At 60.0% G+C, this 26,316-nt stretch carries 24 protein-coding genes; 15 read left to right on the top strand and 9 right to left on the bottom strand.

Going from position 1 to position 26,316, the window contains the following annotated elements:
- The first annotated feature begins 48 nt into the window (after window positions 1-48).
- The 8 genes from F0M17_RS10380 to nrdR all read left to right on the top strand — a co-directional run bounded on the left by F0M17_RS10380 (window position 49) and on the right by nrdR (window position 9,184).
- Window positions 49-600, top strand: coding sequence for a cell division protein SepF (locus F0M17_RS10380; protein ID WP_038990516.1), 552 nt, complete (start codon window positions 49-51; stop codon window positions 598-600).
- Between the two features lie 23 nt (window positions 601-623).
- Window positions 624-920: a YggT family protein gene (locus F0M17_RS10375; protein ID WP_073706020.1), complete on the top strand. Its 297-nt coding sequence runs from the start codon at window positions 624-626 to the stop codon at window positions 918-920.
- Between the two features lie 230 nt (window positions 921-1,150).
- Window positions 1,151-1,891: a DivIVA domain-containing protein gene (locus tag F0M17_RS10370; protein WP_038990514.1), complete on the top strand. Its 741-nt coding sequence runs from the start codon at window positions 1,151-1,153 to the stop codon at window positions 1,889-1,891.
- 172 nt (window positions 1,892-2,063) lie between these two features.
- Entirely contained in the window at window positions 2,064-2,570 is a 507-nt protein-coding gene (gene lspA / locus F0M17_RS10365) for a signal peptidase II (protein ID WP_233125262.1), read from the top strand.
- Entirely contained in the window at window positions 2,567-3,511 is a 945-nt protein-coding gene (locus tag F0M17_RS10360) for an RluA family pseudouridine synthase (protein ID WP_073706021.1), read from the top strand. Before lspA ends, F0M17_RS10360 begins: the two co-directional genes overlap by 4 nt.
- 106 nt (window positions 3,512-3,617) lie before the next feature.
- The gene (gene dnaE, locus F0M17_RS10355; protein WP_073706022.1) at window positions 3,618-7,181 is read left to right on the top strand and encodes a DNA polymerase III subunit alpha; all 3,564 of its coding nucleotides are present in this window, start codon (window positions 3,618-3,620) and stop codon (window positions 7,179-7,181) included.
- Between the two features lie 78 nt (window positions 7,182-7,259).
- On the top strand, window positions 7,260-8,612 hold the full coding sequence (gene hisD, locus F0M17_RS10350; RefSeq protein ID WP_149597076.1) for a histidinol dehydrogenase: 1,353 nt from the start codon (window positions 7,260-7,262) through the stop codon (window positions 8,610-8,612).
- A gap of 83 nt (window positions 8,613-8,695) precedes the next feature.
- Window positions 8,696-9,184, top strand: a complete 489-nt coding sequence (gene nrdR, locus F0M17_RS10345; protein WP_073706024.1) for a transcriptional regulator NrdR — start codon at window positions 8,696-8,698, stop codon at window positions 9,182-9,184.
- Window positions 9,185-9,268: 84 nt separating this feature from the next.
- Here nrdR and map read toward each other — a convergent pair whose 3' ends face one another.
- Complete coding sequence (gene map, locus F0M17_RS10340; RefSeq protein ID WP_073706025.1) at window positions 9,269-10,144, bottom strand: type I methionyl aminopeptidase; 876 nt, start codon at window positions 10,142-10,144, stop codon at window positions 9,269-9,271.
- Between the two features lie 133 nt (window positions 10,145-10,277).
- Here map and F0M17_RS10335 point away from each other — a divergent pair, with 133 nt between their 5' ends.
- Window positions 10,278-10,472: a hypothetical protein gene (locus F0M17_RS10335; RefSeq protein WP_038993845.1), complete on the top strand. Its 195-nt coding sequence runs from the start codon at window positions 10,278-10,280 to the stop codon at window positions 10,470-10,472.
- 105 nt (window positions 10,473-10,577) lie between these two features.
- Here the strand turns inward: F0M17_RS10335 and panB are convergent, their stop codons facing one another.
- Complete coding sequence (gene panB / locus F0M17_RS10330) at window positions 10,578-11,414, bottom strand: 3-methyl-2-oxobutanoate hydroxymethyltransferase (RefSeq protein WP_038993844.1); 837 nt, start codon at window positions 11,412-11,414, stop codon at window positions 10,578-10,580.
- Window positions 11,415-11,550: 136 nt separating this feature from the next.
- On the opposite strand from panB, the gene glnA (F0M17_RS10325) reads away from it, so the two are divergent.
- The 4 genes from glnA (F0M17_RS10325) to F0M17_RS10310 all read left to right on the top strand — a co-directional run bounded on the left by glnA (F0M17_RS10325) (window position 11,551) and on the right by F0M17_RS10310 (window position 17,091).
- The gene (gene glnA / locus F0M17_RS10325) at window positions 11,551-12,891 is read left to right on the top strand and encodes a type I glutamate--ammonia ligase (protein ID WP_038993843.1); all 1,341 of its coding nucleotides are present in this window, start codon (window positions 11,551-11,553) and stop codon (window positions 12,889-12,891) included.
- 52 nt (window positions 12,892-12,943) lie between these two features.
- Window positions 12,944-15,970: a bifunctional [glutamine synthetase] adenylyltransferase/[glutamine synthetase]-adenylyl-L-tyrosine phosphorylase gene (locus F0M17_RS10320; RefSeq protein WP_149597075.1), complete on the top strand. Its 3,027-nt coding sequence runs from the start codon at window positions 12,944-12,946 to the stop codon at window positions 15,968-15,970.
- A 5-nt stretch (window positions 15,971-15,975) separates the two neighbouring features.
- On the top strand, window positions 15,976-16,461 hold the full coding sequence (locus tag F0M17_RS10315; RefSeq protein ID WP_149597074.1) for a DUF1990 family protein: 486 nt from the start codon (window positions 15,976-15,978) through the stop codon (window positions 16,459-16,461).
- A gap of 162 nt (window positions 16,462-16,623) precedes the next feature.
- Window positions 16,624-17,091 (top strand): nucleoside deaminase, encoded by a 468-nt coding sequence (locus F0M17_RS10310; protein ID WP_038993847.1) that lies wholly within the window; start codon window positions 16,624-16,626, stop codon window positions 17,089-17,091.
- Between the two features lie 11 nt (window positions 17,092-17,102).
- Here F0M17_RS10310 and F0M17_RS10305 read toward each other — a convergent pair whose 3' ends face one another.
- Together F0M17_RS10305 and glnA (F0M17_RS10300) are read right to left on the bottom strand one after the other, a co-directional pair.
- Window positions 17,103-17,468 carry a hypothetical protein gene (locus tag F0M17_RS10305; RefSeq protein ID WP_149597073.1) on the bottom strand — a complete coding sequence of 122 codons (366 nt, stop codon included), beginning with the start codon at window positions 17,466-17,468 and terminating at the stop codon, window positions 17,103-17,105.
- Window positions 17,469-17,555: 87 nt separating this feature from the next.
- The gene (gene glnA, locus F0M17_RS10300) at window positions 17,556-18,980 is read right to left on the bottom strand and encodes a type I glutamate--ammonia ligase (RefSeq protein ID WP_038993839.1); all 1,425 of its coding nucleotides are present in this window, start codon (window positions 18,978-18,980) and stop codon (window positions 17,556-17,558) included.
- A gap of 433 nt (window positions 18,981-19,413) precedes the next feature.
- On the opposite strand from glnA (F0M17_RS10300), the gene F0M17_RS17680 reads away from it, so the two are divergent.
- On the top strand, window positions 19,414-19,692 hold the full coding sequence (locus tag F0M17_RS17680; RefSeq protein WP_233125263.1) for an RDD family protein: 279 nt from the start codon (window positions 19,414-19,416) through the stop codon (window positions 19,690-19,692).
- Window positions 19,693-19,762: 70 nt separating this feature from the next.
- On the opposite strand, the gene F0M17_RS10290 is transcribed toward F0M17_RS17680, so the two are convergent.
- From F0M17_RS10290 to lipB, 3 genes are all read right to left on the bottom strand, one after another.
- The gene (locus F0M17_RS10290; protein ID WP_038993837.1) at window positions 19,763-20,512 is read right to left on the bottom strand and encodes a DUF4191 domain-containing protein; all 750 of its coding nucleotides are present in this window, start codon (window positions 20,510-20,512) and stop codon (window positions 19,763-19,765) included.
- Window positions 20,513-20,680: 168 nt separating this feature from the next.
- Window positions 20,681-21,679: a lipoyl synthase gene (gene lipA / locus F0M17_RS10285; protein WP_073706029.1), complete on the bottom strand. Its 999-nt coding sequence runs from the start codon at window positions 21,677-21,679 to the stop codon at window positions 20,681-20,683.
- Window positions 21,680-21,712: 33 nt separating this feature from the next.
- The gene (gene lipB / locus F0M17_RS10280; protein ID WP_255314534.1) at window positions 21,713-22,387 is read right to left on the bottom strand and encodes a lipoyl(octanoyl) transferase LipB; all 675 of its coding nucleotides are present in this window, start codon (window positions 22,385-22,387) and stop codon (window positions 21,713-21,715) included.
- A gap of 195 nt (window positions 22,388-22,582) precedes the next feature.
- Between lipB and F0M17_RS10275 the strand changes: the two genes are divergently transcribed.
- Window positions 22,583-23,977, top strand: coding sequence for a protein kinase (locus tag F0M17_RS10275; protein ID WP_038991889.1), 1,395 nt, complete (start codon window positions 22,583-22,585; stop codon window positions 23,975-23,977).
- A 78-nt stretch (window positions 23,978-24,055) separates the two neighbouring features.
- Here F0M17_RS10275 and F0M17_RS10270 read toward each other — a convergent pair whose 3' ends face one another.
- A complete protein-coding gene (locus F0M17_RS10270; RefSeq protein WP_141358363.1) occupies window positions 24,056-24,406 on the bottom strand; it encodes a hypothetical protein in 351 nt (116 codons plus the stop codon).
- A 111-nt stretch (window positions 24,407-24,517) separates the two neighbouring features.
- Window positions 24,518-26,299, bottom strand: a complete 1,782-nt coding sequence (gene sucB / locus F0M17_RS10265; RefSeq protein WP_149597071.1) for a 2-oxoglutarate dehydrogenase, E2 component, dihydrolipoamide succinyltransferase — start codon at window positions 26,297-26,299, stop codon at window positions 24,518-24,520.
- Window positions 26,300-26,316: the final 17 nt, after the last annotated feature.

Raw genomic sequence — 26,316 nt, 5'->3', positions numbered from 1 at the left:
GAAGCATGCAATGGGGTTGCATGCATGGGATAAACGAGGAGAAACATCGTGGCTGACGGACTGCGTAAGGCAATGGTCTATCTCGGCTTGGCGGATGCCGTCGAGCAGGACGAGACCCAGACACAAAACGCTGAGCCCAAAACCCAAGTTCGGGTGGTTGAGGACACTGCTCCGAAGCGACCTGCCGAAGCCCCACGCCCACAGCCTGCCGCGAGGCCAGCTGCGCCGCAAACTCAAGCTAGAGAACCAGAGACGGAATACCGTGCTCCGGTCACCCCTATTAAGCGTGCCCCTTCAGTACGGGATGAGGATTCCGAATTGCGTCAGATTACTACCGTCCACCCTCGTTCTTACAACGATGCCAAGATCATCGGTGAGAACTTCCGTGACGGCATCCCGGTGATTATGAATGTCACCGACATGGGTGAAACCGATGCCAAGCGCCTCGTAGACTTCTCGGCGGGTCTTGTTTTCGCCCTGCATGGCTCCATCGAGCGAGTTACGAACAAAGTCTTCCTGCTCTCGCCGGCAACCGTTGAGGTTCTCGGCGAAGACCGCAAGCAGTCCGAAGCGCAAGCAACCTTCTTTAACCAGAGCTAAGACACCAGGAGCAAACGCACAAAATGGTGTTCGGGATCATCTATCTCGCGTTAGCCATCCTCCAAATTCTGCTTTTGATGAGAATTGTGTTGGATGTAACGGAAAGCTTTGCTCGCCACTGGCGACCCAAAGGCATCGCATTGATTGTCGCAAGTGCAATCGTGTCAATTACCGATCCTCCGCTGCGTTGGTTGCGCCGGAAGATCAAACCCCTAGATCTTGGCGGAATCCGCCTTGACCTGTCGTTTCTTGTGTTGTTTATCGTCGTAATCATTCTTAAAGCGGTGGTAGGTAACCTTGGGCTCAGTACAGGGATCTGATTAGGGCATTTCCGTGCTTCACGGGGATTGTCCTGAACAGTCAAAAGCTGTAGATTCAGAGAATAAGAGACTCGCGCGAAAGCTCGATTTCGTAATAATTGTCCAAATCGTTATATCCTTTAGGAAATGGTGCTCCGACTTCACCGGTCGCGACACTGACAAAAACGGTAAGTGTTTCGCAAGGCAAGACAATGGTCGTGCGGAAATGATCCCAGTATTGAGGTGACCCAATGGCTCTTACGCCAGAAGACGTAGTCAATAAGCGGTTTCAGCCGACCAAGTTCCGTGAAGGCTACGACCAAGACGAGGTAGATGACTTCCTCGACGAAATCGTTGTGGAACTGCGTCGCCTAACCGGTGAGAACGAGGCTCTGCGCAGCCGCCTTGCCGAACTCGGCGAAGATGCGGGTTCAGTATCGAAGGAACAGGCTGTTCCTGCGCCGGTATCGGCCGCTCCAGCTACTCCTGCTGCCAAGCCAGCTGAAGAGAAGAAGGCAGAAGCCAAGCCTGCAGAGCCCGCAAAGGCAGAAACCCCGGCTGCCAAGCCAGCCGAGGAAAAGAAGTCCGAAGCAAAGCCAGCTGCCGCAGAGAAGGCACCTGCAGCTCCGGCCGCGGCAGCGGCACCAGCTGCAGCTCCGCGCACCGAATCCGCAGAATCTGCCGCCAACGTGCTGTCCATGGCTCAGCGCCTGCACGACGAATACGTCGCCGCCGGTGTCGAGCAGCGCGACAAGATCATCTCCGAAGCGAAGACCGAAGCCAACACCTTGGTCACCACCGCTGAAGAGAAGAGCCGCAAGACCCTCTCGGCACTTGAGCAGCAGAAGTCGGTACTGGAGCGCAAGCTCGAGCAGCTGCGTGGCTTCGAACGCGACTACCGTGCTCGCCTGAAGACCTACATCGAAGGACAGCTGCGCGACCTTGAGTCCCAGGGTTCGATCGATGCTGGCGCAGCAGGCAAGACCAACTAGTCGCTGACAGTTCATGGCTTGATCTAGCTATCAAGTAAGATCAACGGTGGTGTACGGATTTACTCCGGTCACCACCGTTGACGTTTAAGAGGAAATCATGGGTACCACTGTGGACGCAGTTCAATCCGGGAGCACGGGCGCTAAGGCCAGGAAATACGTAGGCCTTGGCCTTGTGATCGCTCTGATTGCGCTGGTATTGGACCAATCGGTCAAGATTATCGTTGAGCAGAACATGCGGCTTGGGCAGTCGATCGAAGTGATTCCCGGGTTCTTCAACATCCACTACATCCTGAATCCCGGTGCAGCGTTCTCCATTGGCGAAGACTTCACGATCGTCTTTGCGATCCTGCAATCCGCTGTGGCGATCTATGTCATCTACCTGCTCTTCCGCAAGGTGCTAGCCAGAAGCTGGGCCATCGCCCTGGGCTGTCTGCTCGGAGGCGTGCTGGGCAATGTCGTGGACCGGCTCTTCCGTGAACCGGGTTTCGGATTCGGGCATGTGGTGGACATGCTGTCCGTCAACCACTTCGCGATCTTCAATGTCGCAGACTCGTTCATTGTCTGCTCCATGATCGCCGTGGCGTACATGCTCATCCGTGGCCGCAACCTGGATGGCAGCATTGGCGATCCTCCCAAGAAGGACCAGGCGGATAAGGGCGAAGCAGAACCAAGCGCATGATCTCGAAGGAAACCGCCATACACGAACTGCTGGTCGAACCAGCCGATGCCGGCACGCGCCTTGATGCCTATATCTCCCGATCCCTGCAGATCCCGCGAACCTTGTCCGCTAGCCTCTGCAAGGACTCGCAGATCCAGGTCAACGGGCGCACCATTACCAAATCCTTGAAAATCAAGGCGGGCGACCGGCTGGTTGTCACCATCCCGCCGCAAGCAGACCCATTAGAAATTAAGGTTGAGAAAGTGGAAGAGCTGAAGATTGTCGCGGACGACGATGACTATGTGGTCATCGACAAGCCCGTGGGCGTCGCAGCCCATCCATCCCCAGGCTGGGTCGGCCCGACAGTGGTCGGCGCACTCATGGCCGAGGGGTACAACATCACCACTTCCGGTGCCGCCGAACGCCAAGGCATCGTGCACCGCCTGGACGTGGGTACCAGCGGCCTGATGGTGGTAGCGAAGACCGAACGCGCCTATACCGAATTGAAGCGCGCCTTCAAGGAACGCACCCCGAAGAAGATCTACCACGCGGTAGTGCAGGGCTTGCCCGACCCGATGGAGGGCACCATCGACGCGCCGATCGGACGCCATCCGGGCCACGACTGGAAGTTCGCCGTCCTGGAAGGCGGACGCGACTCGGTCACCCACTACAAGGTCATCGAAGCCTTTGGCCGGGCCTCTCTGGTCGAGGTGCATCTGGAAACCGGACGCACCCACCAGATCCGTGTCCACTTCTCGGCCTTCGGCCATCCCTGCGCCGGAGACCAGACGTACGGCGCGGATCCCAAGCTGGGGGCCGCCCTGGGCCTGACCCGCCAGTGGCTTCATGCCAAGCGGCTGGGCTTTTCCCATCCGGTGACCGGCCAGTGGATGGAATACGAAAGCGAATATCCTGCGGATCTGGCAGGGGCCGTCGAGCTGCTTCGCGACGGCGGATACTAGCCTCCAAGGTGCTGCTGGCCACTGGCCGTCAGCACCCTGTGTCGCGCTAGCCACAGCACCGCGCCGAGGTGAGCCCAAGACCAGGATTGATCGCTAGACTGGTTGGGTGAGTGCTACACGTGACGGATTTGTCCATCTTCATACCCACACCGAATACTCCATGCTGGATGGTGCGGCGCGGCTTGGCGAACTCTTCGCTGAAGCCAACCGGCAGGGCATGGAAGCCATGGCGATTACCGACCATGGATATCTGTTCGGTGCCTTCGATTTCTGGCGCCAGGCCACCGGCGCCGGCGTCAAGCCGATCATCGGTGTCGAAGCCTATGTCACCCCCGGTACCGCACGCGATGACAAGACCCGCGTGAAATGGCGTACCGACGAATCGCAAAAGGGCGATGACGTCTCCGGTGGCGGCCTCTACAACCACATGACCTTGCTCTCGTACAACAACAAGGGCATGGACAACCTCTTCAAGGGTTCTTCCCGCGCCTCGCTGGACTCCGTTTTCGGCAAATACCCCCGCTGGGACCGCGAGCTGCTCAACGACCACCACGAAGGCATAATCGCCACCACCGGCTGCCCATCGGGTGAAGTGCAGACCAAGCTCCGCCTGGGCCAGTACGACGCTGCCAAGGCCGCCGCAGCAGAACTGCAGGATCTGTTCGGCAAGGAAAACTACTACTGCGAGATCATGGACCACGGTCTGGAGATCGAACGCCGCATCACCAAGGACTTGCTGCGCCTGGCCAAGGAACTGGACATTCCGCTGGTGGCCACCAACGACCTGCACTACACCCACGAATCCGATGCCAAGGCCCACGAAGCGCTGCTGGCCATCAACTCCGGATCCACGCTCGACGAGCCCACCTACGACCAGGGTGGCAGCCGCTTCGCCTTCTCCGGCACCGGCTACTACCTGAAGTCGGCGCGCGAGATGCGCGAGCTGTTCAAGGAATTGCCGCAAGCCTGCGACAACACCCTGGAGATCGCAGACCGTGTTGAAGTCTCCTTCGACACCAACGCCAACTACATGCCGAAGTTCCCCTGCCCGCCGGGAGAGGACGAGACCAGCTGGCTGATCAAGGAGGTCGACAAGGGGCTGCACTACCGCTACCCGAACGGCATCCCGGACGAGTCGCGCAAGCAAGCGGACTACGAGCTGGACGTCATCATCAAGATGGGCTTCCCGGGATATTTCCTGGTGGTGGCCGACTTCATCAACTGGTCCAAGGACCACGGCATCCGCGTAGGCCCGGGACGCGGTTCCGGTGCAGGTTCCATGGTCGCCTACGCCATGCGCATCACCGACCTCGACCCGCTGAGGCACGGCCTGATCTTCGAGCGCTTCCTGAACCCGGAACGTGTTTCCATGCCCGACTTCGACGTCGACTTCGATGATCGCCGTCGTTCCGAGGTCATCAAGTACGTGACCGAAAAGTACGGCGATGAGCGCGTATCGATGATCGTGACCTACGGCTCGATCAAGACCAAGCAGGCGCTGAAGGACTCCTCGCGCGTGCTCGGCTACCCATTCAGCATGGGCGAATCCCTGACCAAGGCGCTGCCGCCGGCGGTGATGGCCAAGGACATCCCGCTCAACGACATCGACAATCCGGAATCCAAGCGCTACTCCGAAGCCGGCGATTTCCGCAACCTGGTGGCAAATGACCCGGAAGCGGCACGCGTCTTCGAGACCGCCAAGGGCCTGGAAGGGCTGAAGCGCCAGTGGGGCGTGCACGCCGCCGGCGTGATCATGAGCTCGGACCCGATCATCAACGTCATCCCGATCATGCGCCGTATCCAGGATGGCCAGGTCATCACCCAGTTCGACTACCCGACCTGCGAAGGCCTGGGGCTGATCAAGATGGACTTCCTGGGGTTGCGCAACCTCACCATTATTTCCGATGCGCTGGAGAACATCGAGTACAACACCGGCAAGAAAATCGATCTCGAAACCCTGACCATCGAGGACCCCGAGGCCTACAAGCTGCTGGCCCGTGGAGATACCCTGGGCGTGTTCCAGCTCGATGGCGGCCCGATGCGTTCGCTGCTGAAGATGATGCGCCCGGATAACTTCGAGGACATTTCCGCAGTGATCGCACTGTATCGCCCGGGCCCCATGGGCGCCAACTCGCACACCAACTATGCGCTGCGCAAGACCGGGTTGCAGGAAGTCACCCCAATCCACCCGGAGCTGGCCGAGCCGCTGGAAGAAATCCTCGGCGGCACCTACGGCCTGATCGTGTACCAGGAGCAGGTTATGGCTATTGCGCAGAAGCTGGCCGGCTACTCGCTGGGCCAGGCAGACATCCTGCGCCGCGCCATGGGCAAGAAGAAGAAAGCCGAGCTGGACAAGCAGTTCGCCGGCTTCAAGCAGGGCATGAACGACAACGGCTACTCCGATCAGGCCGTGCAGACCCTGTGGGACATCCTGCTGCCCTTCTCCGATTATGCCTTCAACAAAGCCCACTCGGCGGCCTACGGCGTCGTCTCCTACTGGACCGCCTACCTCAAGGCGCACTACCCGGCTGAATACATGGCTGCGTTGCTGACCTCGGTGGGCGACGACAAGGACAAGCTGGCGCTGTACCTGAACGAATGCCGCCACATCGGCATCACCGTGCTGCCGCCGGATGTCAACGAATCGGCATTGAACTTCACCCCAGTGGGCAAGGACATCCGCTTCGGCATGGGCGCGATCCGCAACGTCGGAACCAACGCGGTGGCCGGCATGGTCGAAGCCCGCACGGAGAAGGGCCACTACAACGACTTCAACGATTTCCTGGGCAAGGTCCCGGCCGTGGTCTGCAACAAGCGGACCATTGAATCGCTGATCAAGGCCGGCGCCTTCGACTCCATGAAGCATCCGCGCCGGGCGCTGGTGGCCATCCACGAAGAAGCCGTGGATTCGGTGATCCAGGTCAAGCGCAACGAGGCCGCCAACCAGTTCGACCTGTTCAGTGCCCTGGGTGCCGAGGAATCCTCCGAGTCCATGCATGTGGCGATCCCCGACATTCCCGACTGGGACAAGAAGGAAAAGCTGGCCTACGAGCGCGACATGCTCGGCCTGTACGTCTCCGACCACCCGCTGCAGGGCCTGGGCTCCGCCCTGGAGCAGTACGCCGATATGCCGGTCACGCACGTGCTCTCGGACGACGGTCCGCAGGACGGCCACATCATTTCGATCGCCGGCATGATTTCCGGCCTGCAGCGCCGCATCGCCAAGAAGAGCGGCAACCCGTATGCCCGCTGCGAGATCGAGGACCTCTCCGGCTCAATGGAAGTCATGTTCTTCGGCCAGGCCTACCAGCCGATCGCCGAGATCCTGGCCGATGACCTGATCGTAGTGGTCAAGGGACGCGTGCAGCGCCGCGATGACGGCTCGATCACCCTGAACGCGCAGGAAATGATGATCCCGGAAATTTCCGAGGACGCCAACGGGGGACCGGTAGTCATCGGCATTCCAACCCACAAGGCCACCGAAACCCTGGTGCAGAAACTCGGCGATGTGCTGCGCACGCACAGCGGCAACACCGAGGTGCGGGTCAAGCTCACCGGAAGCCGCGGCACCTCGCTGATGCGCCTGGGCATGAACTTCCGGGTCAACCCGAACCCCGCGCTGTTCGGCGATTTGAAGGTCCTGCTCGGCCCGCACTGCCTGGACGTGTAGGAACCCGAATGGCCGACCCGATGACCGGGGAAGGTAACTAATAAAACCTTCCCCGGCCATCAGCGTTAAACTAGGAAGGTGAGCACTATTCCAGAAACTGAATTCTCGGCACTCGCCACCCTCGATTGGCGCAACGAATCCCTGAGCTACGCGCAGCTGAAGGCCAAACTGCCCCGCCCGGCGGTGAACTCCCAGACCGCTGCCGACGCAGTACAGCAGATCATCGACGATGTGCGCGCCCATGGCATGGAGACGCTCAAGGACCTGTCCAAGCGCTTTGACCATGTCGAGCTGGAACACACTCGCGTGCCGCAGCACGAACTGGACCGTGCCCTGGAAGAACTGGAACCGAAGGTCCGCCGGGCATTGGAAGAATCCATTGACCGCGCCCGCGTCTTCGCCAAGGCCCAGCGCCCAGACGACGCCGAAGTGCGCTACGCCAACGGTGCAACCGTCACCCAGCGGTGGGTCCCGGTGCGCCGTGTCGGCTTGTACGTCCCAGGCGGCCTGGCCGTCTATCCTTCCTCGGTCATCATGAATGCGGTGCCTGCCCAGGCTGCCGGGGTCAGCTCGCTGGCCCTGGCCAGCCCGCCGCAGAAGGAATTTGGCGGCCTGCCGCACCCAACCATCCTGGCTGCGGCCAAGCTGCTGGGCATCGATGAGGTGCACGCCATGGGCGGCGCCCAGGCTGTTGCAGCGTTCGCCTACGGGGTGGAGGTGCCTAACGACGAACGCGGCGGCATCGAACCGGTGGACGTGATCTCCGGCCCGGGCAACGTGTTCGTGGCCACCGCCAAGCGACTGGTGAAGGGCGTGGTGGGAATCGATGCTGAAGCAGGTCCCACGGAAATTGCCATCCTTGCCGATCAGGGAGCCGACCCGGGCTTTGTCGCCGCAGACATGATCTCGCAGGCAGAACACGATGCCAACGCTGCGGCCGTGCTGATAACCGATTCGCCGGACCTGGCGGCCGGCGTGCGCAAAGAACTTGAAAAGCAGGTAGCCGCCACGAAGCACACGGCCCGCGTGACCGAAGCGCTGTCGGGTACCCAGTCTGCCATCATCCTGGTCAAGGACCTGGAGCAGGGCATCGAGGTGTGCAATGCGTACGCTGCCGAGCACCTGGAAATCATGGTGGCCGACGCGGAAGCCACCGCCGCCCGCATCACCGCGGCCGGTGCCATTTTCGTCGGAGCCTACTCTCCGGTGTCCTTGGGCGACTACTGCGCAGGTTCCAATCACGTGCTGCCAACCAGCGGCACGGCGCTGCACGCCTCGGGCCTGAATGTGAACACTTTCCTGAAGGCCATCCAGGTAATCAACTACGACAAGGCGGCACTGGGCGAAGTGGCCGCTCACGTGATAAATCTTGCCAATGCCGAGGACCTGCCGGCCCATGGCGACGCGGTCGCGGTGCGAAACGCGCAATAGACGCTAAACTGATAGGTGACATGAGTTGATTCTTGCCGCCGCAGGTGCGCGAGAATACTTGTTGGGCTACAGATGGAGGTGCCGTGAACTGCCCGTATTGCCGTAATGCCGATTCCCGAGTGGTCGATAGTCGAGTGGCCGACGACGGCGTCTCAATCCGTCGCCGCCGCCAATGCACTGCCTGCTCGCGCCGTTTCACCACTACCGAAACTGCGAGCCTGAACGTGCTCAAGCAGTCCGGTGCCGTAGAACCGTTCTCACGTAACAAGGTCATCAACGGCGTCCGCAAGGCCTGCCAGGGCCGTCCGGTCACCGATCACGACCTTGCAATCCTGGCCCAGGAAGTCGAAGAGGCGGTCCGGACCTCCGGTGCCGCCGAAATCCCGGCGCACCAGGTGGGCCTGGCAATTCTGGAGCCGCTATCGCGCCTTGACGAGGTCGCCTACCTGCGCTTTGCCAGTGTCTATCATAACTTCCAGTCGTTGACGGATTTCGAGACGGCCATTGCACGCTTGCGCGACCGCCGGGGCAAGGTTCCGCAGGGAACCCAGCGTCCGCTTTCGGCCGACTAGCCGCCTTCGTACAAAGCAAAACGCCAGTGCCCATAGCCTTTCGAGGCTGGGGACACTGGCGTTTGCGCTAGGCTGGGCAGTCGCTTATGGCAGCGTGAGGATTTCGGCGCCGTCGTCGGTGACGAGCAGGGTGTGCTCGAACTGCGCGGTGCGCTTCTTGTCCTTGGTCGTCACGGTCCAATCGTCCTCCCACATATCCCATTCGATGGTGCCCAAGGTGAGCATCGGTTCGATGGTGAAGACCATGCCCGGTTCAATCAGGGTGTTGTAGCCGGGGGCCGCATCATAGTGCGGAATGATCAATCCGGAGTGGAAGGCTTCTCCCACTCCGTGGCCGGTGAAGTCCCGGACCACGCCGTAGCCGAACCGCTTGGCGTAGGTTTCAATGCTTCGGCCAATGACGTTGATCTCGCGTCCTGGCATCACGGCTTTGATGGCGCGCTTCAGCGAATTCTCGGTGCGCTCAACCAGCAGGCGGGATTCTTCATCCACGTCACCGACCAGGAAGGTGGCGTTGTTGTCGCCGTGAACGCCGCCAATATAAGCGGTGATATCGATATTGATGATGTCCCCATCTTGCAACACGGTCGTGTCCGGGATGCCATGGCAGATGACTTCGTTCAATGACGAGCACAGTGACTTGGGGAATCCGCGGTATCCCAAGGTTGACGGGTACGCGTTGTGATCCATGAGGAATTCATGGCCCAGACGATCCAGCTGATCCGTGGTTATCCCTGGCTGGCAGGCCCTGCCCACTTCCTGCAGCGCCTGGGCGGCAATCTTGGAAGCTATCCGGATGCGCTCGATGACTTCTGGGCTTTTGACTTCGGAAGCCGTGTTGGCGGCAGGTTCCTTCTTGCCAACGTATTCGGGACGTTCGATGTGTTTCGGTACCGGAAGTTCCGGGGATACCGTGCCGGCGGTGAGATTTCCAAGTGGTGCAGTTGAAGCAATAGCCATGCTTTTATTCTAGCTACAGGTATCTTCAGCCTCACCAAGAGATAGCCGAAAGAACTGGTGGTGTTGCACCTATTTTCCACCGGTTGGGATACCGTGGAAGCAATAGCAGGTTTCGAGATTAGAGGAGTTTTCCATGAGCTCAGTTGGCACCCCGGGTGAAGGCCAGTACTGGTACAACGTCTCAACCAAGACCGTGGAGAAGGGCCCGCAGTCTGATTGGTCGCAATTGCTCGGGCCATATGACACGGTTGCTGAAGCCGAAGCCGCGATGGCGAAGGTCCAGGCCCGCAATGAAGCCTGGGACGAGGCGGAGGAAGACGACCAGTAGTCGCTGAAGGCACCGGGCCCAGCGGTGCTGTGAATGGCAGGATGGTGCGCTTCCGGGTTGGGCAACCTGGAAGCGCACCATTGTGCTATGCGGCGTGAGCCAGTCTCATTCCTTGAATTCGTACTCTGCGGACGGGAAAGCGCCGGCTACGACGTCCTGGTGGTATTCGCGCACCGCGGTGCCGATAACCTCACGCAGATCTGCGTACTTCTTGACGAAGCGTGGGGTGCGGCCCCCGCCAAGGCCAAGCATGTCCTGCCAGACCAGGACTTGTCCGGTGGTGGAGTTGCCGGCGCCGATGCCAATGGTCGGGACCTTCAGCGCGGCATCGATTTCGGCGGCGACCGGGCTTGGCACCATTTCCATCAGGATGCAGAAGGCGCCGGCATCTTGCAATGCGACAGCGTCGTGCTTCATCTGCGCGACGGCGTCGCCGCGGCCCTGCACGCGGTACCCGCCCAATGCATGCTCGGACTGCGGGGTGAACCCGATGTGCCCGATGACGGGCACACCGGCAAGGACCATGGCGCGAACGTGCTCGGCGTATTGCGCGGTGCCTTCCATCTTGACCGCGTGGGCATGGCCTTCCTTCATCAGGCGCACCGCGGTGGCCACGGCCTGTGCCGGAGACTGCTCGTAGCTGCCAAACGGCAAGTCGGCGACGACCAACGCGCGCTTGGCGCCATTGGCAACAGCTTTGGTGAAGACGATCATTTCGTCGAGGCTGATCGGCAGCGTGGACTCGTAGCCGAGGACGGTATTGGCGGCTGAGTCGCCAACCAGCAGGATCTCGATCCCCGCCGAATCGAAAATTTCGGCCATCATGACGTCATAAGCAGTTAACATCGCGAATTTTTCGCCATTGTCCTTGGCCTTCTGCAAATGATGAAGTCGGATACGGGACGGGCCTTTTTCAGGAATCCCTAGGTATGGTTGTGGCATGAAACGACTTTATCGCACTTGGACAGGGCGATGCAGATCGTGGGGACCGTCCTGACCCGATATAGTGTTGCCACAGGTCAATTTTCTTGCCGGTTGTAATCAGCGCCGGATATCAGAATCCCGAAGGTGGTGGAAAATGGATCGTCAGCAGGAATTCGTACTGCGCACCATTGAAGAACGCGACGTTCGATTTGTGCGAATGTGGTTTACCGACGTGGTTGGTTCACTCAAGTCCGTGGCCCTGGCTCCTGCTGAAGTTGAAGATGCTTTCGAAGAAGGTCTGGGCTTTGACGGTTCCTCCATTGACGGACTGTCCCGGATCTCGGAATCTGACATGCTGCTTCAGCCCGATCCTGCCACCTTCCAGATTCTTCCTTGGCGTGGCGAGGTTGAACCGACTTCCCGCATGTTCTGCGACATCCTGACTCCGGAAGGCCAGCCATCCAACGCCGATCCGCGCCAGGTGCTCAAGCGCCAGCTGGCCGAAGCCTCCAACATGGGCTTCACTTGCTACACCCATCCGGAGATCGAATTCTATTTGCTGCAGAACGATCAGCTGGATGCCAATGGCCGTCCGCAGCCGATCGACAACGGCGGCTACTTCGACCATGTGCCAGATGGCGTGGGACAGGACTTCCGCCGCGCGTCGGTGACCACGCTGGAAGCCCTGGGCATTTCGGTGGAGTTCTCCCACCATGAAAACGGCCCGGGCCAGAACGAAATCGATTTGCGCTACGCCGATGCGCTGCAGACCGCCGACAACATCATGACCTTCCGTACCGTCATCAAGGAAATGGCGATGCAGAAGGGAATCCACGCGACCTTCATGCCCAAGCCCTTTGCCGACCATCCGGGCAGCGGCATGCACACCCACTTCTCATTGTTCGAAGGCGATGCGAACGCATTCTTCGAAGCAGGCCGCGAATACCAGCTCTCCGACGTGGCGCGCTCCTTCATCGCAGGCATCCTGCACCACGCGCCGGAAATGACCGCCATCACCAACCAGTACGTGAACTCGTACAAGCGCTTGTGGGGCGGGGGAGAAGCGCCGAGCCACCGTTCGTGGGGACACAACAACCGTTCGGCACTGGTCCGCGTGCCGCTCTACAAGCCGGGCAAAGGCCAGTCGGCCCGCGTCGAATACCGCGGGATCGACTCGGCAGCGAACCCGTACCTCGCCTATGCAGTCTTGCTCGGCGCCGGCCTGAAGGGCATCCGCGAAGACTACGAGCTGGAGGAGCCGACCGAGGACGATGTCTGGAGCCTCTCCACGGCGGAACGCCGTGCTTCGGGCCACGTTCCGCTGCCCGGCAGCCTGCACGACGCATTGCGCGCTATGGAAGAGTCGGAACTCATGGCCGAGATCCTCGGCGAACAGGTGTTCAACTCGTTCCTGTCGAACAAGCGCACCGAATGGGAAGAGTACCGCCAGGTCATCACCCCATACGAACTGAACAAGTATTTGGGAATCCTCTAGAGACTTCGCCGCGTGAAGCTGCGCGGCGAAATGCGGGAGAACACGAGAAACCATGCCGGAAGTACCCTCGCGAGCATTGATCAACGCTGGCTTCAGCGACGTCGAACGGGCCAAGAATTTCCTTCAATCCAAGGAATTGTCCAAGATTGATCCCCACCTGATCGTGAGCAAGATGGCGCACGCGCCAGATCCGGATCAGGCGCTGCTGCTGGCGCTGAGGTTGGTTGACCGGCATCCGGAAGCCATCGACATCTTCACGCAGCCGGCCAGCTGCCAAGGGCTGGTAAGGCTCCTGGGCAGCTCGTCGGCGCTGGGCGAGTTCCTCATACGCTGCCCCGAGGCCTTGGATATCGTCCGCCAAGCTCCTCCAGGCGAATTCGAGTCCGTTCCCTCGGATCAACTGGTCGAGGACTTGCTGGCTTCCATCGAGGCCAATGAATCCGAGGGCGGGCACTGGGTTTCTTCCTATACCGGTGCTGAAGCACGCCAGCGTTTGCGCACCGCCTACCGAAAGGCCTTGCTATCGCTGGCACACCGGGACTTGGGATCCACCCAGCCGCAGCGCATCCTGCCCAAGGTTGCCGCCGAACTGGCCGACATGGCTGGGGCCGCGCTCGAAGGAGCCCTGGCCATTGCCCGGGCCGAAGCCGCCGAACAATATGATGCGGACGACGTCGACCGGGTGAAGATCACCATCATCGGCATGGGCAAATGCGGTGCACGTGAACTGAACTACATCTCTGACGTGGACGTTATCTATGTCCATGATTCAGCCCTGGGCATGGACGAAGATCTCGCCGCCGCGATCGCCACGGTCATCTGCGGCAACACGGCGCGTGCCCTGATGGTGCCAGGACCGGAGCCGATGCTGTGGGAAGTGGACGCGAATCTCCGCCCCGAGGGCAAGGACGGGGCGTTGACCCGTACGCTTTCTTCCCATGAAGCGTACTACCGGCGTTGGGCCCACTCATGGGAATTCCAAGCCTTGCTCAAGGCCCGCGCCATAGCCGGAGACAAGGAACTGGGACGCTCCTACGAGCGCATGGTCTCGCCCATGGTGTGGTCCAGTTCTGAACGCGAGGGTTTTGTCGAATCGGTCCAAGCGATGCGCCGCCGCGTCAGCGACAACATCGACAAGCAAGACGTCGCGTGGCAGATCAAGCTCGGCCCCGGCGGGCTGCGCGACGTCGAATTCACCGTCCAGCTGCTCCAGCTTGTCCATGGACGTGTGGAACCTGCCATTCAGGTGGCAACAACCACCCTGGCCATCCAAGCCATGAGCGACACCGGCTACATTGGCCGTGACGACGCCACGAATTTCGATGACTCCTACCGTTTCCTGCGTTTGCTGGAGCACCGAATCCAGCTCAGCCAATTGCGCCGAACCCATTTGATGCCCCGGGCCGAAAGTGCCCAGCGCGTACTGGCGCGATCAATTCGCGGTGCCGGAGACCTGCAGCCGAGCAGCCCGGAGAAGCTGATGCGCCGGTGGAATGAAACCAAGCGCATGGTGCGTTCGCTGCACGAGCGTATTTTCTACCGGCCGCTGCTGGTGAGCAGTTCCAACCTCTCGGCCGATGATGTCAGGCTCACCGCAGAATCCGCGCAGGCCCGACTTCGCGCCCTGGGTTATCTCGACCCCAAGGCAGCGATGCGGCATATCGAAGCCTTGACCGGCGGGGTCTCGCGCAGCGCCTCCCTGCAGCGGCAATTGCTCCCGGTGCTCTTGGACTGGTTTGCCCGCGGGGTGGACCCGGACGCAGGTTTGCTGGGCTTCCGCAGGCTCAGCGAGGCGCTGGGGAAGTCCCATTGGTTCCTCGGCATGCTGCGCGATACGAATGCCGCCGCCGAGCGATTGAGCCATCTGCTGTCGAACACGCGCTTCCTGACTGATCTGCTGGCCAATGAGCCTGCCGCAGCCGCCTGGCTGGGCTCTGACGCCTCATTGGCGCCGCAGACCTTCGAGAACCTGCTGCAGCAGAACACTTCCATCATCCATCGCACAAAACAGCCCGAGGCGGCCATCCGGATGATCCGCATGGTGCGCCGCCGCGAGTTCTTGCGTGTTGCGCTGGCCGACGGAGCGGGCCTGCTAACTGTTGATGAAGTCGGCAATGCCCTGTCGAACATTGACGCCGCCATGGTGGACGGGGTGCTGAAGGTCCTTTTGGCTGACGACCAGGCCAAGCACGGGGAGCATGCGGTAATTGCGGTCATTGCCATGGGCCGCCAAGGCGGTCGGGAAATCGGGTACGGCTCCGATGCGGACGTTCTGTTTGTCCAGCGTCCGGTCCCCGGCGCCAAAGACCAAGCCGCCCAGGAACAAGCGCTTCGGGTGGTCACCGACCTGGTGTCGTGGACTTCGAAGCCTTTGAAGCCGGCGATTCCAGCGGAAGTGAAATTGAAGGTCGACTCGGATCTTCGTCCCGAGGGCCGCCAAGGCATGCTGGTCCGGTCGATTGACGCCTACGCCAGCTACTACCAGCGTTGGGTGGAAATCTGGGAGCGCCAGGCATTGCAGCGTGCCCGCCCGTTTGCCGGAGACGACCAGTTGGCCGCAGACTTCATGGAACTGATCAAGCCGGTGCGCTATGGAAAGGGGCTCGAAGACACGGAGATTCGTGAAATCCGCAAGATCAAGGCCCGCGTCGAGTCTGAACGGCTCCCGCGCGGTGCCGACCCGAACCGCCACCTGAAGCTGGGACGCGGCTCGCTGTCGGATATCGAATGGCTGGTGCAGTTCTACCAGCTGCAATACGCGTGGAAACACGAATCCTTGCGCACCACATCCACGCTCAAGGCGTTGGAAGAATCGGCCAAACTGGAGCTCATCTCCGAGCAAGACAGCGAGCTGCTGGCGACTGCCTGGCGGCTGGCTACCCGGATCCGCAGTGCCGAGATCATCACCTCCGGACGTTCCAGCGATGTGCTGCCCAGCTCGGCGCGCGATATGGAAGCCGTGGCTCGCTGGTGCGGCTATGAGCCGAACACCGGCATGGAACTGGAAGAAGACTACCTGCGCGCCACCAGGCACTCGCGAGCCCTGTTCGAGCAGCTGTTCTACGGCTTCGAAGACTAACCCGGATGTCCCTGACACGGATCAGCGAGAAGCTGTGGAACCCTGAGCTCGGGCACTACCGGGTGTGGCAACGCCAAGCCTATCTGGGCTCGGGCGAAGCATTCTGGGGGCAGGCCGCGGTCGCGCTGCTGCGCTGGGAGGTGAAGACCCGCAGCGGATTTCGCATCAGCCCGCAGGACAAAGTCCGCAGCGGAGCCAAGCCGCAGATCATCGTCCCGGTGGGGCCGGTGTCCATCCACGAGCCCGTCGAGGTTGTGGAAGTCCTTGAACGCAGCGATGTTGTGGGATTCGCCTATCGAACGTTGCCCGGGCACGCGGTCTCCGGGGAGGAAGCGTTCATCCTGCGTCGGCTGGGGGCATCAGTGTTTTTGGAAATCCGTTCGCTCACGGACGCGTCGGATCGCCGGGCCTGGCGTTCGGTCTTCTGGCTGCTGCTGGGCGCACAGAAGCTTACTCGATGGCGCTACCTACGGGCGCTACGCCAACGATAACTCTGGACATCGCCGCGCGCAGGGTGCGGTCGCCACAGCATCAATTTTCCGAAGTCCTCGCACCGGAGTCTGATAAGGGGATATGCTAGGCACCCAGATCCAGATTTCGGTTCGGCGTTTGCGCAGTGCCTGATGGCGCCGATGGTGCGAGGGGAGCAGGCCATGGATCCACAGCTAATGCAGGCAGCGGTCGACCAGTCGTTGCTGGCGTTGGGCAGCAACGACAGCGGCCCATTTGGGGCCGTAGTGGTACTGGACGGCAAGGTCATTGCCGCCGGCTACAACACCGTGGTGCATGATTCCGATCCGACAGCCCACGCGGAAGTCAATGTGATCCGCAAAGCCGGGCAGGAGCTCGGGACTTTCGATTTGTCCCAGTGCGAGCTGTACACCAGTTGCGAGCCGTGCCCGATGTGCCTCGGCGCCATCTACTGGGCGCGATTCAAGCACGTCTACTATGCCAACGACCGGCAGGACGCGGCAAGCATCGGTTTCGACGACAACTTCATCTACACCGAGCTGGAACTGCCCATGAGCCAACGCCGCATCCCCTTCACCAAGGTTGACATGCCTTCAGCCCTTGCCGCTTTCGAGGCGTGGACCGCCAAGGGCGACAAGCAGGAATACTAGCCGCCGCCGTATCAGCGCTGGACTGGTGCCAGCCGATGCTCCACATCAGGCCACGGGACATGGATGCGTTCGGCAGGCTGCAATGCCTTAGCCCGCAACGCATTGGCCAGCACAATGCCGTGGGGCGAGACCTCCACGATGGACAGCAATTCAGTAGCGTCGCAGGATCCGGCATCCAGCACCCAGGAATTCATCAACTCGCTGATGCCGCGCTCGACGAGCAGCTGTTCGCCGTCAAGGTAGTCGCAATCATCGGCTACGGCGTGGCCCAAGACATTGCGCGGGGTCACCCGCTGGTAGTCGGGATCCGCTGGGTCGAGATAACCGACGGTTTCACCGTCTTCGCGCTGCACCCTGACCCAAGTTGTAATGTTCATGACGCCAGCCTACCCCGAGACGAAACAACGCCGGGTCCCGCCAACAGGCGGGACCCGGCGTTGAGCCGTTACCGTACGAGACGGTGATTAGCAGCCATAGTAGAGCTCGAATTCGTATGGGTTCGGGCGCAGGCTCAGTGGCTTGATTTCGTTTTCACGCTTGTACTCGATCCAAGTCTGGATCAGGTCCTCGGTGAAGACGCCGCCTTCGAGCAGGAACTCGTGGTCGGCTTCCAGAGCCTTCAGCGCTTCTTCGAGGCTTTCAGGTGCGCGCTGGATTTCCTTGGCCTCTTCGGCAGGAAGCTCGTAGAGGTCCTTGTCGATTGGCTCTGCTGGTTCGATGCGGTTCTTGATGCCGTCCAGGCCAGCCATCAGCTGCGCTGCGAAGGCCAGGTACGGGTTCGAGGAAGCATCCGGGGCGCGGAACTCGATGCGCTTGGCCTTCGGGTTCGAACCGGTGATCGGGATGCGGATGCCAGCGGAGCGGTTGCCCTGCGAGTACACCATGTTCACCGGGGCCTCGAAGCCCTTGACCAGACGACGGTAGGAGTTCACGGTTGGGTTGGTGAACGCGAGCACGGCGTCTGCGTGCTTCAGCAGGCCGCCGATGTACCAGCGAGCGGTGTCGGACAGGCCGGCGTACCCCTTTTCGTCGTAGAACAGCGGATCGCCGTTGGACCACAGCGACTGGTGGACGTGCATGCCCGAGCCGTTGTCGCCGAAGACAGGCTTCGGCATGAAGGTCGCGGACTTGCCCCAGGCGTCGGCCACGTTCTTCACGATGTACTTGAAGAGCATCAGTTCGTCCGCGGCGTGCACCATGGTGTTGAACTTGTAGTTGATTTCGGCCTGGCCGGCTGCGCCAACTTCGTGGTGGCTGCGCTCTACCTCAAGGCCTGCCTTATCCAGCTCAACGCAGATGGCGTCGCGCAGGTCGGCCTGCTTGTCGGTTGGTGCAACAGGGAAGTAGCCGCCCTTGAAAGCAGTCTTGTACCCCTGGTTGCCGCCTTCTTCCTTGCGACCGGTGTTCCAGGGTGCTTCGTCGGAATCGATCGAGTAGAACGCGCCCTGCGGCTTGGATTCGTAGCGAACGTCTTCGAAGATGAAGAATTCAGCTTCTGGGGCGAAGAATGCGGTGTCAGCGATGCCGGTGGATTCCAGGTATGCCTCAGCACGCTCGGCAACGCCACGTGGGTCGCGGTGGTAAGGCTCACCGGTGCGTGGGTTGATGATCGAGAAGTTAAAGGCCAGGGTCTTTTCCAGGCGGAACGGATCGATGAAACCGGTGGTGACATCTGGGATCAGCTGCATGTCGGACTCAGAGATGCCGGCGAAGCCGCGGATGGAAGAACCATCAAAGAGCTGGCCGTTGACGAAGAAGTCGGCATCCACGGACTTGGCCGGCACGTTGAAGTGTTGCTGTACACCTGGTAGGTCGGTGAAACGGATATCGACGAACTTGATGTCCTCTTCGGCAATATATGCCAAGACTTCTTCTGGACTGGTAAACATGTGCAGGTGACTCCCTGGTGAGATATGAGGTTTGGTAAACGGAACCCGTAGCCAGAATTATCTGCCTGGTCCTCTTGCTTACGTATCAAGCTTACCTATAATCCATTTCTGAATGGTGTCTCTATTGTTTCCAACCTGTTACAAGCGGAGAATCCGGGCGTGTCGTATCGATCTGATCTGCGCAGATTGCCAGCTGTAACAATCTGACTTGGATACTTGCTACCGCGTTATGGGGTTCTAACTGGCGCACAGAATCGCTGGATAGACTGTATAGGTGGAAAGAAAAGACTTCAGCTCGTGGCTTGAAGGGCCGCCGCAGCACAATACGCAAGAATGGCCCGGACAGGATATGGGACGCCCAGTCAAGGGTCCTGGCTCCGTTGCCAGGTTCCCGCGAAGGGTCGGCGCCCTGCTCCTGGACTGGGGACTGTCCATGCTGCTCAGCTGGTGGCTGTTCAATAGCCATGACCTGGCAACGCTGGGCCTGTTTTGTGCCGGGCAAATCATCGGTGTCGGGTTCACGGGGCACACGATCGGTCATCGCACCTTTGGCATGCAGGTGCAGGCGCTGGATGGAACCGCGATCAAGCCATTGCAAGGCTTGAGCCGTTCGTTGCTGCTTTGCTTGGCTATTCCGGCCTTCATTACCGACAAGGACCAGCGTGGCCTTCATGATCGGTTGCCGAAAACCATCTTGGTGAATATCTCCTAGCCTTCAAGTCCGGACAGCACTAAAGAAGCCGCAACAGGAAAATCCTGTTGCGGCTTCTTTAGTGCTGTCTTTAGCGTCCACGCATAGCGCGGCGGTTTGGACGTACGCGGTTTGGATCTACGCCCTTGGGGATGGGCAGACGGTTCGCAGTCAACGTGCTCAGACGCTTGTCGATTGCGCTGACTTCCAGCTTCGTAATCGACTTCGGAAGCTTCTTCATTGCCTTGCCAACTTCAGCCAATGGAGTCTGGCCTTCTTCGGAACCAGCGTTGATGATGTGCACAGGCACGTTCGGCAGAACACGGGCAATGCGCTTGCGCTCGGATGCGGCAAGTTCGCGAACGCGGTTCTTCGGGCCCTCGGTGACCAGGACGATGCCTGGACGGCCGATGCCGAGGAACACCAGATCCTGGTGGCGGTTGTAGGCAACCGGTTCCTGCTTCAGGATCCAGCCGCGACGCAGCACGCTCATAGCAGCGCCAGCGGCACCTGGGCGACCCTCAAGCTGCGAGAACGCAGCCTTCTCGGCACGGCGCGACATGATGAACATTGCAGCAAGAAGCGCCAACGGGATTGCGATGATCAACATCGTGATCCAGTTATTGATCAAGAAGCCGATAACTAAGCAGACAGCAATGACGGCCAAGGCGGCCAATGCCATCCACCACACGACCATAGGGTCGTTGCGGCGCGTCATCTGGAAGACCTGGCCAATTTGCTTCAGGCGGCCTGGTTCTTTGTTCTTCTTCTCAGCTTTTGGTTTACGCGAAAACAAGCCACGCTTAGGCGCGGCTGCGTCGTTGTCGGAGTTTTTGGCCATAGTGCCTTAATTCTACGCGATGAAGTTGATAGTTCTAAGCCGTGCTGGAACGAACATGGCATTTTCGGCTGAATTGTCCATGAACGGGCAGTGGAATGGCCCCGGAACCCGCGATGGTTTCCATCTGCAGGCCCGGGGCCATCGTCCAAACTGGTTCGCAAGAACCAGCTACTTGATCAGCGAAGCTGCTTCCTGGCGAGTGTTGCCCGAGGACTCGATATGCGACAGGGCCTCAGGGATTTCCCGGCCCTTCTTGCGCATGGCACCAGCCCAGAGACGGCCAGCGCGGTAGGAAGAGCGAACCAGTGGCCCGGCCATGACGCCCGAGAATCCGAGTTCTTCGGCTTCCTGCTGAAGTTCAAGGAACTCCTGCGGAGTGACCCAACGGTCAACTGGCAAATGCAGGTCCGTGGGGCGCAGGTACTGGGTCAAGGTGAGCAGATCGCAGCCGGCCTCATAGAGGTCGCGCATGGCCTCTGAAATTTCTTCACGAGTTTCGCCCATGCCCAGGATCAGGTTTGACTTGGTGATCAATCCGCGCTTGTGGCCATGGGTGATGACATCCATGGAACGTTCGTAGCGGAAGGCCGGGCGAATGCGCTTGAACAGGCGGGGCACGGTCTCGACATTGTGGGCGTAGACCTCCGGCTCCGAATCGCAGATGACATCCAGGTTCTCGGGCTTGCCGCTGAAGTCGGGAATCAGCAACTCGACGCCGGTGTTCGGGTTCATCTTGTGGATCTGCCGCACCGTCTCCGCGTACAGCCACGTGCCCTCGTCTTCGAGGTCATCGCGGGCAACACCGGTGACGGTGGCGTAGCGCAAATCCATCTTCTTCACGCTCATGGCCACCTTGAAAGGTTCCGAGCGGTCGATGGCCACCGGCTTGCCGGTGGCAATCTGGCAGAAGTCGCAACGGCGGGTGCATTCGGAACCGCCGATGAGGAACGAGGCCTCGCGGTCTTCCCAGCACTCGAAGATATTCGGGCAGCCTGCCTCTTCGCAGACGGTGTGCAGCCCCTCGGACTGCACCAGGTTCTTCAGCCCCACGTATTCCGGGCCGATGTTGAGTTTCGCCTTGATCCACTCGGGCTTGCGCTCCACGGGAACGGCGGAGTTGCGCTTTTCGACGCGCAGTAGTCGACGGCCTTCTGGCTCGATGCTCATTGACTGCTCTTTCTGAATGAAGTGAGTGGTTGTCTAGACGACTTGCGGGGTAAGCAGACGCTCTATTTCCGCTTGAACTCGGTCAACGACGTCTTCAGGGGTGACGGTACGGCCCAGTTCTTCGGAAATGGTGGTGACACCTGCATCGGAGATGCCGCAGGGGATGATCTGGTCGTATGCGGAAAGCGCGTTCGAGCAGTTCAAGGCGAATCCGTGCATGGTGACGCCGTGGTTGATACGGATGCCGATGGCTGCAATCTTGCGGTCCTGCGCGCCGTCTTTGCCTGGTACCCAAACTCCGGAACGGCCCTTGATCTGGGCCGTTGGAATGCCAAGCTCGCTCACGACGTTAATTAGGGCTTCTTCCAGGGTCTCCACGTAAAGCCGGATTGCGCTGATCTTGCGGAGCTTGACAATGGGGTAGCCAATGAGCTGTCCCGGGCCATGCCAGGTCAACTTGCCACCGCGGTCCACATCCACGACGGGGGTGCCGTCCAGCGGGAGGTCTTCGGGTTCGGTGCGCTTGCCTGCGGTATAAACCGCTTCGTGCTCCAGGAACAGGACTCTAGGGGTTTGCGTGTCCGCGGCTACCGCATCATGCAGTTGGATCTGATAATCCCAAGCTTCCATGTAGGGCACAAATTTTGAGCCTAGTCCGACTCGTTCGAATTCGATCGCCATGACGGCTAGCCTACGCTCTTGAACGATCGGTCGCTAATTCAGTGCCGTTCAGCTTGCCTGTGGATATCCAGCTTGCATTTCCTGTTTGTGGGATACAACGGAAACATGGATGAATCAACGAATGTTCTAGCGTGGCCGACAAGCCCTGGGCATGTGACTGTCAAGCCGCTAAGTGCCAAGTCACCATGCAAAGTTTGGCTGATCCGGAGGGAAAGCGACCAGATGTATCTGACGCTTAAACTTAGCCTGACTATGGAAAACATCACTTCTCTGCGCCAGGAAGAGGTCAGGCAGTCGCGGAAATATGTCGTCGATTTTTACGGAACCCTGCCGACTCAATTCGGTGAGGGGCTGGTCATGGAATATTGTCCCGGCGGGAGTTTGGCAGACCTCGTTTCCAGCCGCAGCGCCTTTGCGCTTGGTGAATGCGTGACTGCGTTGGCTCCCATTGCGCAAACTCTATCGGTCATGCATTCGCAGGGCCAACGCCATGGGGACTTGTCGCCAGCCAACATCCTGCTGACCGCCAAGGGCATGCCGAAGATCATCGACTTCCAGGAAGCTGCTTCGTCAAGTCAAGCGCTTACTGGTTCCGGCACACCCGGATTCGTCGCCCCTGAAATGCAGGCCGGGGCGATGGAAAGCCAAGCTGGAGAGCAGGACGTGTACTCGCTGGGCGCCTGCTTGTGGTTTCTCCTGTCGGGACGGGTTCCCGAAGAGGAACTGATGCGTCCACCAGCTAGCGTGATGTTCCCCGGCGTCCCCTCGATTATTCATGAGCTCTTGATTGATTCCATGAATCCGGTGCCGCAAGCGAGGCCAACCGCCGACCAGTTTGCTCGAACGCTGTTCGCGAGCTGTCCAGCTGAGCCCATCCATTGGGAAGGTCATGTAGCTGCTGAAGCTACTCATCTGATGGAAACCATCCATCCAACCCAGGAATCGGGTGCTGCGCACAGGCGCTCAAAGCGCGCAAGGGATAACGCAGCAAGGCAGCGGAACAGCGGGAATGATGAATCCTGGCACAGCCATCGGTTGCGCAGGACACCCGGGGCCGTGAAGCTGGCTGGTGCTGCAGTCTTGGGCATCATGGTCATATTCGGGAGCATGCTGGGCGTCAATCATTTCCGGGCCGCTGAGGCGAAGGAAGCGACTGCGCCGGCAATGGCGCCCCCAGCAGACCTAGACTGCAGAATCATGGATGGTGCGCAAGTGCCCGCCTGTGCATTGAATCGGGATACAGTGGTCTCTGCATTCTTGGCACTTTCACGAGAACGAGACAAAGCGATGGGTCAGCTGGCGGGGGAGAAACTCAAGGGGCTCTACACTCCGGGAGCCGAGCAATTGCAGCGAGATCTCGAAACGATAGATCAGCTTCTGGATTTGGGTTTGGGACTTGAAGGCTTGCGCACAAAACTGACGGATGTGGTGGTATCCGCCCGTGGACAGGGTGACACTGTCATTCTTGCCGCGACATCGACCCAAGAGGAATACCGATACGTGGATGCTGAAGGGGTCACGATGCACACCGTCCAGGCCGCAGAGCCGCAACGCATCGAAGTTGAAATGGTGCTGGAAGAAAGCGGCTGGAAGATCGGCAAGGTATTACGACGTTAAATGCTTAATGGCGGGAGACGACACCAAAGCTTGCTCAAAGCTGTTGGTTGCTTCTCCCACCATCAAGGCTGCTACGGACTAGCTCCAGAGAACCGCAATTGCGATGTTGATGAAGGCCATGCCGCCCACTGCGTGAGCAATACCGGTAGAAACTTCCTCGCCGTTCTTCATCTTCTTACGGCCAATGAAAGCTGCGACCAGGATGATGATTGCAATCAGCGACTTGATGCCAATCTTCATGTGGTTTGGCGAACCGTCGCCGGCCTCGAGAATGCCGACCATGGCCAGACCCGTTACCAGCTGCACGATGGCTCCGTACCACTGCCATACAGAGACAGTAGGGGTCTTGAAGTTGGCCAGCCAGCCACCGAAGATAGCTGCTGCGCCCAAGATATGCACGAAAATCAGGAGAGAAAGAAGAATAGTCATGACACTAGCCTAATCTATTTTCGACTGATCGTAGAAAACGCAGAATCGCCCCTGTCGAATCAACGACAGGGGCGATTATTTACCTAGGCTACGAGGGCCACGACTGGATCTTTACAGTCCCAGTTCGCCTTCGAAGGCGCCACCTTCAAGGCGAGCCTTGACGGTCTGCAGGAAGCGGCCTGCATCGGCACCGTCAACCAGGCGGTGATCGTAGGTCAGGCACAGGTACATCATGTGGCGGATGGCGATCGAATCGTTGCCTTCTGCATCGGTGACGACCATTGGACGCTTCACGATCGCACCGGTGCCCAGGATGGCTACCTGTGGCTGGTTGATGATCGGGGTGTCGAACAGTGCGCCAACCGAACCGATGTTGGTGATCGAGAAGGTGCCACCGGACAGCTCGTCTGGACCGATCTTGTTGCTGCGGGTGCGTGCAGCAACATCAGCGATGCGCGAAGCCATGCCTGCCAGGTTCAGATCGCCAGCGTTCGACACGACAGGAACCAGCAGGCCCTTGTCGGTGTCGACTGCGAATGCCAAGTGCTCGGCATTGTGGTAGGTGATCTTCTGGGTCTCTTCGTTGTACTCAGCGTTCAGCTTAGGGTGTGCCTTCAGGCCTTCGGCAACAGCCTTGGCGATGAATGGCAGGTAAGTGAGGTTCACGCCGTTGGTGGCCTTGAAGTTGGCCTTGGCCGCAGCTCGCAGCTTCACGATGCGGGTCATATCGATTTCGTGGACCTGGGTCAGCTGAGTCGATATGTCCAGGGACTCGCGCATGCGGCGAGCGATAACCTGGCGGATACGTGGAGCCTTTTCCTCGGTGCCGCGCAGCGAGGAAACCTCCACTGCAGGTGCAGCCGGCTTTGCGGCGGCAGGAGCAGCGGCGGCAGGAGCAGCTGGAGCAGCAGCTTCCTGGGCGGCAACAGCGTCCAGCACATCCTGTTTGCGGATGCGACCGCCAACACCGGTGCCCTTCACCGAAGCGATGTCGATGTTGTGCTGGTTAGCCAGGCGGCGTACCAGAGGGGTGACGTACCCGGACTCGTTGTTTGCCTCGGCAGCAGATGCAGCTGGAGCGGCAGGGGCAGCGGGTGCTTCTTCCTTGGCTGGAGCTGGGGCGGCCGGAGCCTCTTCCTTTGCAGGAGCAGCAGCTGGAGCCTCTTCCTTTGCAGGAGCAGCAGCTGGAGCCTCTTCCTTTGCAGGAGCAGCAGCTGGAGCCTCTTCCTTTGCAGGAGCAGCAGCTGGAGCCTCTTCCTTGGCTGGAGCAGCTGCTGGAGCGGAGCCAGCGGCACCGATTACGGCCAGAACAGCGCCAACTTCAGCGGTCTCATCTTCTGGAACGCGAATTTCCAGCAGGGTGCCAGCAACTGGGGACGGAACTTCGGTGTCTACCTTATCGGTGGAAACCTCAAGCAGCGGCTCGTCAACGGATACCTCATCGCCAACTTCCTTCAGCCAGCGGGTAACGGTACCTTCGGTCACCGACTCGCCCAGGGCTGGAAGGGTAACTTCGGTACCCGAGGCAGCGCCACCGGCAGGTGCGGCTGCAGGAGCTTCTTCGGCTGCCGGTTCAGCTGGTGCTTCCTCTGCGGCTGGTGCGGCAGGTGCTTCTTCAGCGGCTGGTGCTGCCGGTGCAGCGTCGCCGGAGCCGGAGCCATCGCCGATGCGAACCAGTGGGGCGCCAACTTCGGCGTCCTCGTCCTCGGCCACAAAGATTTCCTCGATGACACCAGCTACCGGCGAAGGAACTTCAGTGTCAACCTTGTCAGTGGAAACTTCCACCAACGGCTCGTCTACCTCTACGCGGTCGCCGACCTGCTTCAGCCAGCGGGTTACCGTACCTTCGGTAACGCTTTCACCCAGTGCGGGTAGGTTTACGGTTTCAGACATCGTCCCGTATCTCCTTG

The organism is Glutamicibacter sp. ZJUTW (genome assembly GCF_008370855.1).
In the GTDB taxonomy this organism is placed as follows: Bacteria; Actinomycetota; Actinomycetes; order Actinomycetales; family Micrococcaceae; genus Glutamicibacter; species Glutamicibacter nicotianae.
The sequence above is the reverse complement of the archived record's forward strand: the minus strand, read 5'-3'. Positions and strand labels throughout refer to the sequence as shown.

What these genes read in the sequence shown, in the direction of transcription:
- glnA (WP_038993843.1), top strand. Translation starts at nt 11,551, where the DNA reads ATGGATCGTCAGCAGGAATTCGTACTGCGCACCATTGAAGAACGCGAC.
- F0M17_RS10320 (WP_149597075.1), top strand. Translation starts at nt 12,944, where the DNA reads ATGCCGGAAGTACCCTCGCGAGCATTGATCAACGCTGGCTTCAGCGAC.
- panB (WP_038993844.1), bottom strand. Translation starts at nt 11,414, where the DNA reads ATGCCACAACCATACCTAGGGATTCCTGAAAAAGGCCCGTCCCGTATC.
- F0M17_RS10310 (WP_038993847.1), top strand. Translation starts at nt 16,624, where the DNA reads ATGGATCCACAGCTAATGCAGGCAGCGGTCGACCAGTCGTTGCTGGCG.
- F0M17_RS10335 (WP_038993845.1), top strand. Translation starts at nt 10,278, where the DNA reads ATGAGCTCAGTTGGCACCCCGGGTGAAGGCCAGTACTGGTACAACGTC.
- F0M17_RS10270 (WP_141358363.1), bottom strand. Translation starts at nt 24,406, where the DNA reads ATGACTATTCTTCTTTCTCTCCTGATTTTCGTGCATATCTTGGGCGCA.
- glnA (WP_038993839.1), bottom strand. Translation starts at nt 18,980, where the DNA reads ATGTTTACCAGTCCAGAAGAAGTCTTGGCATATATTGCCGAAGAGGAC.
- sucB (WP_149597071.1), bottom strand. Translation starts at nt 26,299, where the DNA reads ATGTCTGAAACCGTAAACCTACCCGCACTGGGTGAAAGCGTTACCGAA.
- F0M17_RS10290 (WP_038993837.1), bottom strand. Translation starts at nt 20,512, where the DNA reads ATGGCCAAAAACTCCGACAACGACGCAGCCGCGCCTAAGCGTGGCTTG.
- F0M17_RS10315 (WP_149597074.1), top strand. Translation starts at nt 15,976, where the DNA reads ATGTCCCTGACACGGATCAGCGAGAAGCTGTGGAACCCTGAGCTCGGG.
- lipA (WP_073706029.1), bottom strand. Translation starts at nt 21,679, where the DNA reads ATGAGCATCGAGCCAGAAGGCCGTCGACTACTGCGCGTCGAAAAGCGC.
- F0M17_RS10305 (WP_149597073.1), bottom strand. Translation starts at nt 17,468, where the DNA reads ATGAACATTACAACTTGGGTCAGGGTGCAGCGCGAAGACGGTGAAACC.
- F0M17_RS10275 (WP_038991889.1), top strand. Translation starts at nt 22,583, where the DNA reads ATGTATCTGACGCTTAAACTTAGCCTGACTATGGAAAACATCACTTCT.
- F0M17_RS10375 (WP_073706020.1), top strand. Translation starts at nt 624, where the DNA reads ATGGTGTTCGGGATCATCTATCTCGCGTTAGCCATCCTCCAAATTCTG.
- F0M17_RS10360 (WP_073706021.1), top strand. Translation starts at nt 2,567, where the DNA reads ATGATCTCGAAGGAAACCGCCATACACGAACTGCTGGTCGAACCAGCC.
- F0M17_RS10370 (WP_038990514.1), top strand. Translation starts at nt 1,151, where the DNA reads ATGGCTCTTACGCCAGAAGACGTAGTCAATAAGCGGTTTCAGCCGACC.
- F0M17_RS17680 (WP_233125263.1), top strand. Translation starts at nt 19,414, where the DNA reads ATGCTGCTCAGCTGGTGGCTGTTCAATAGCCATGACCTGGCAACGCTG.
- map (WP_073706025.1), bottom strand. Translation starts at nt 10,144, where the DNA reads ATGGCTATTGCTTCAACTGCACCACTTGGAAATCTCACCGCCGGCACG.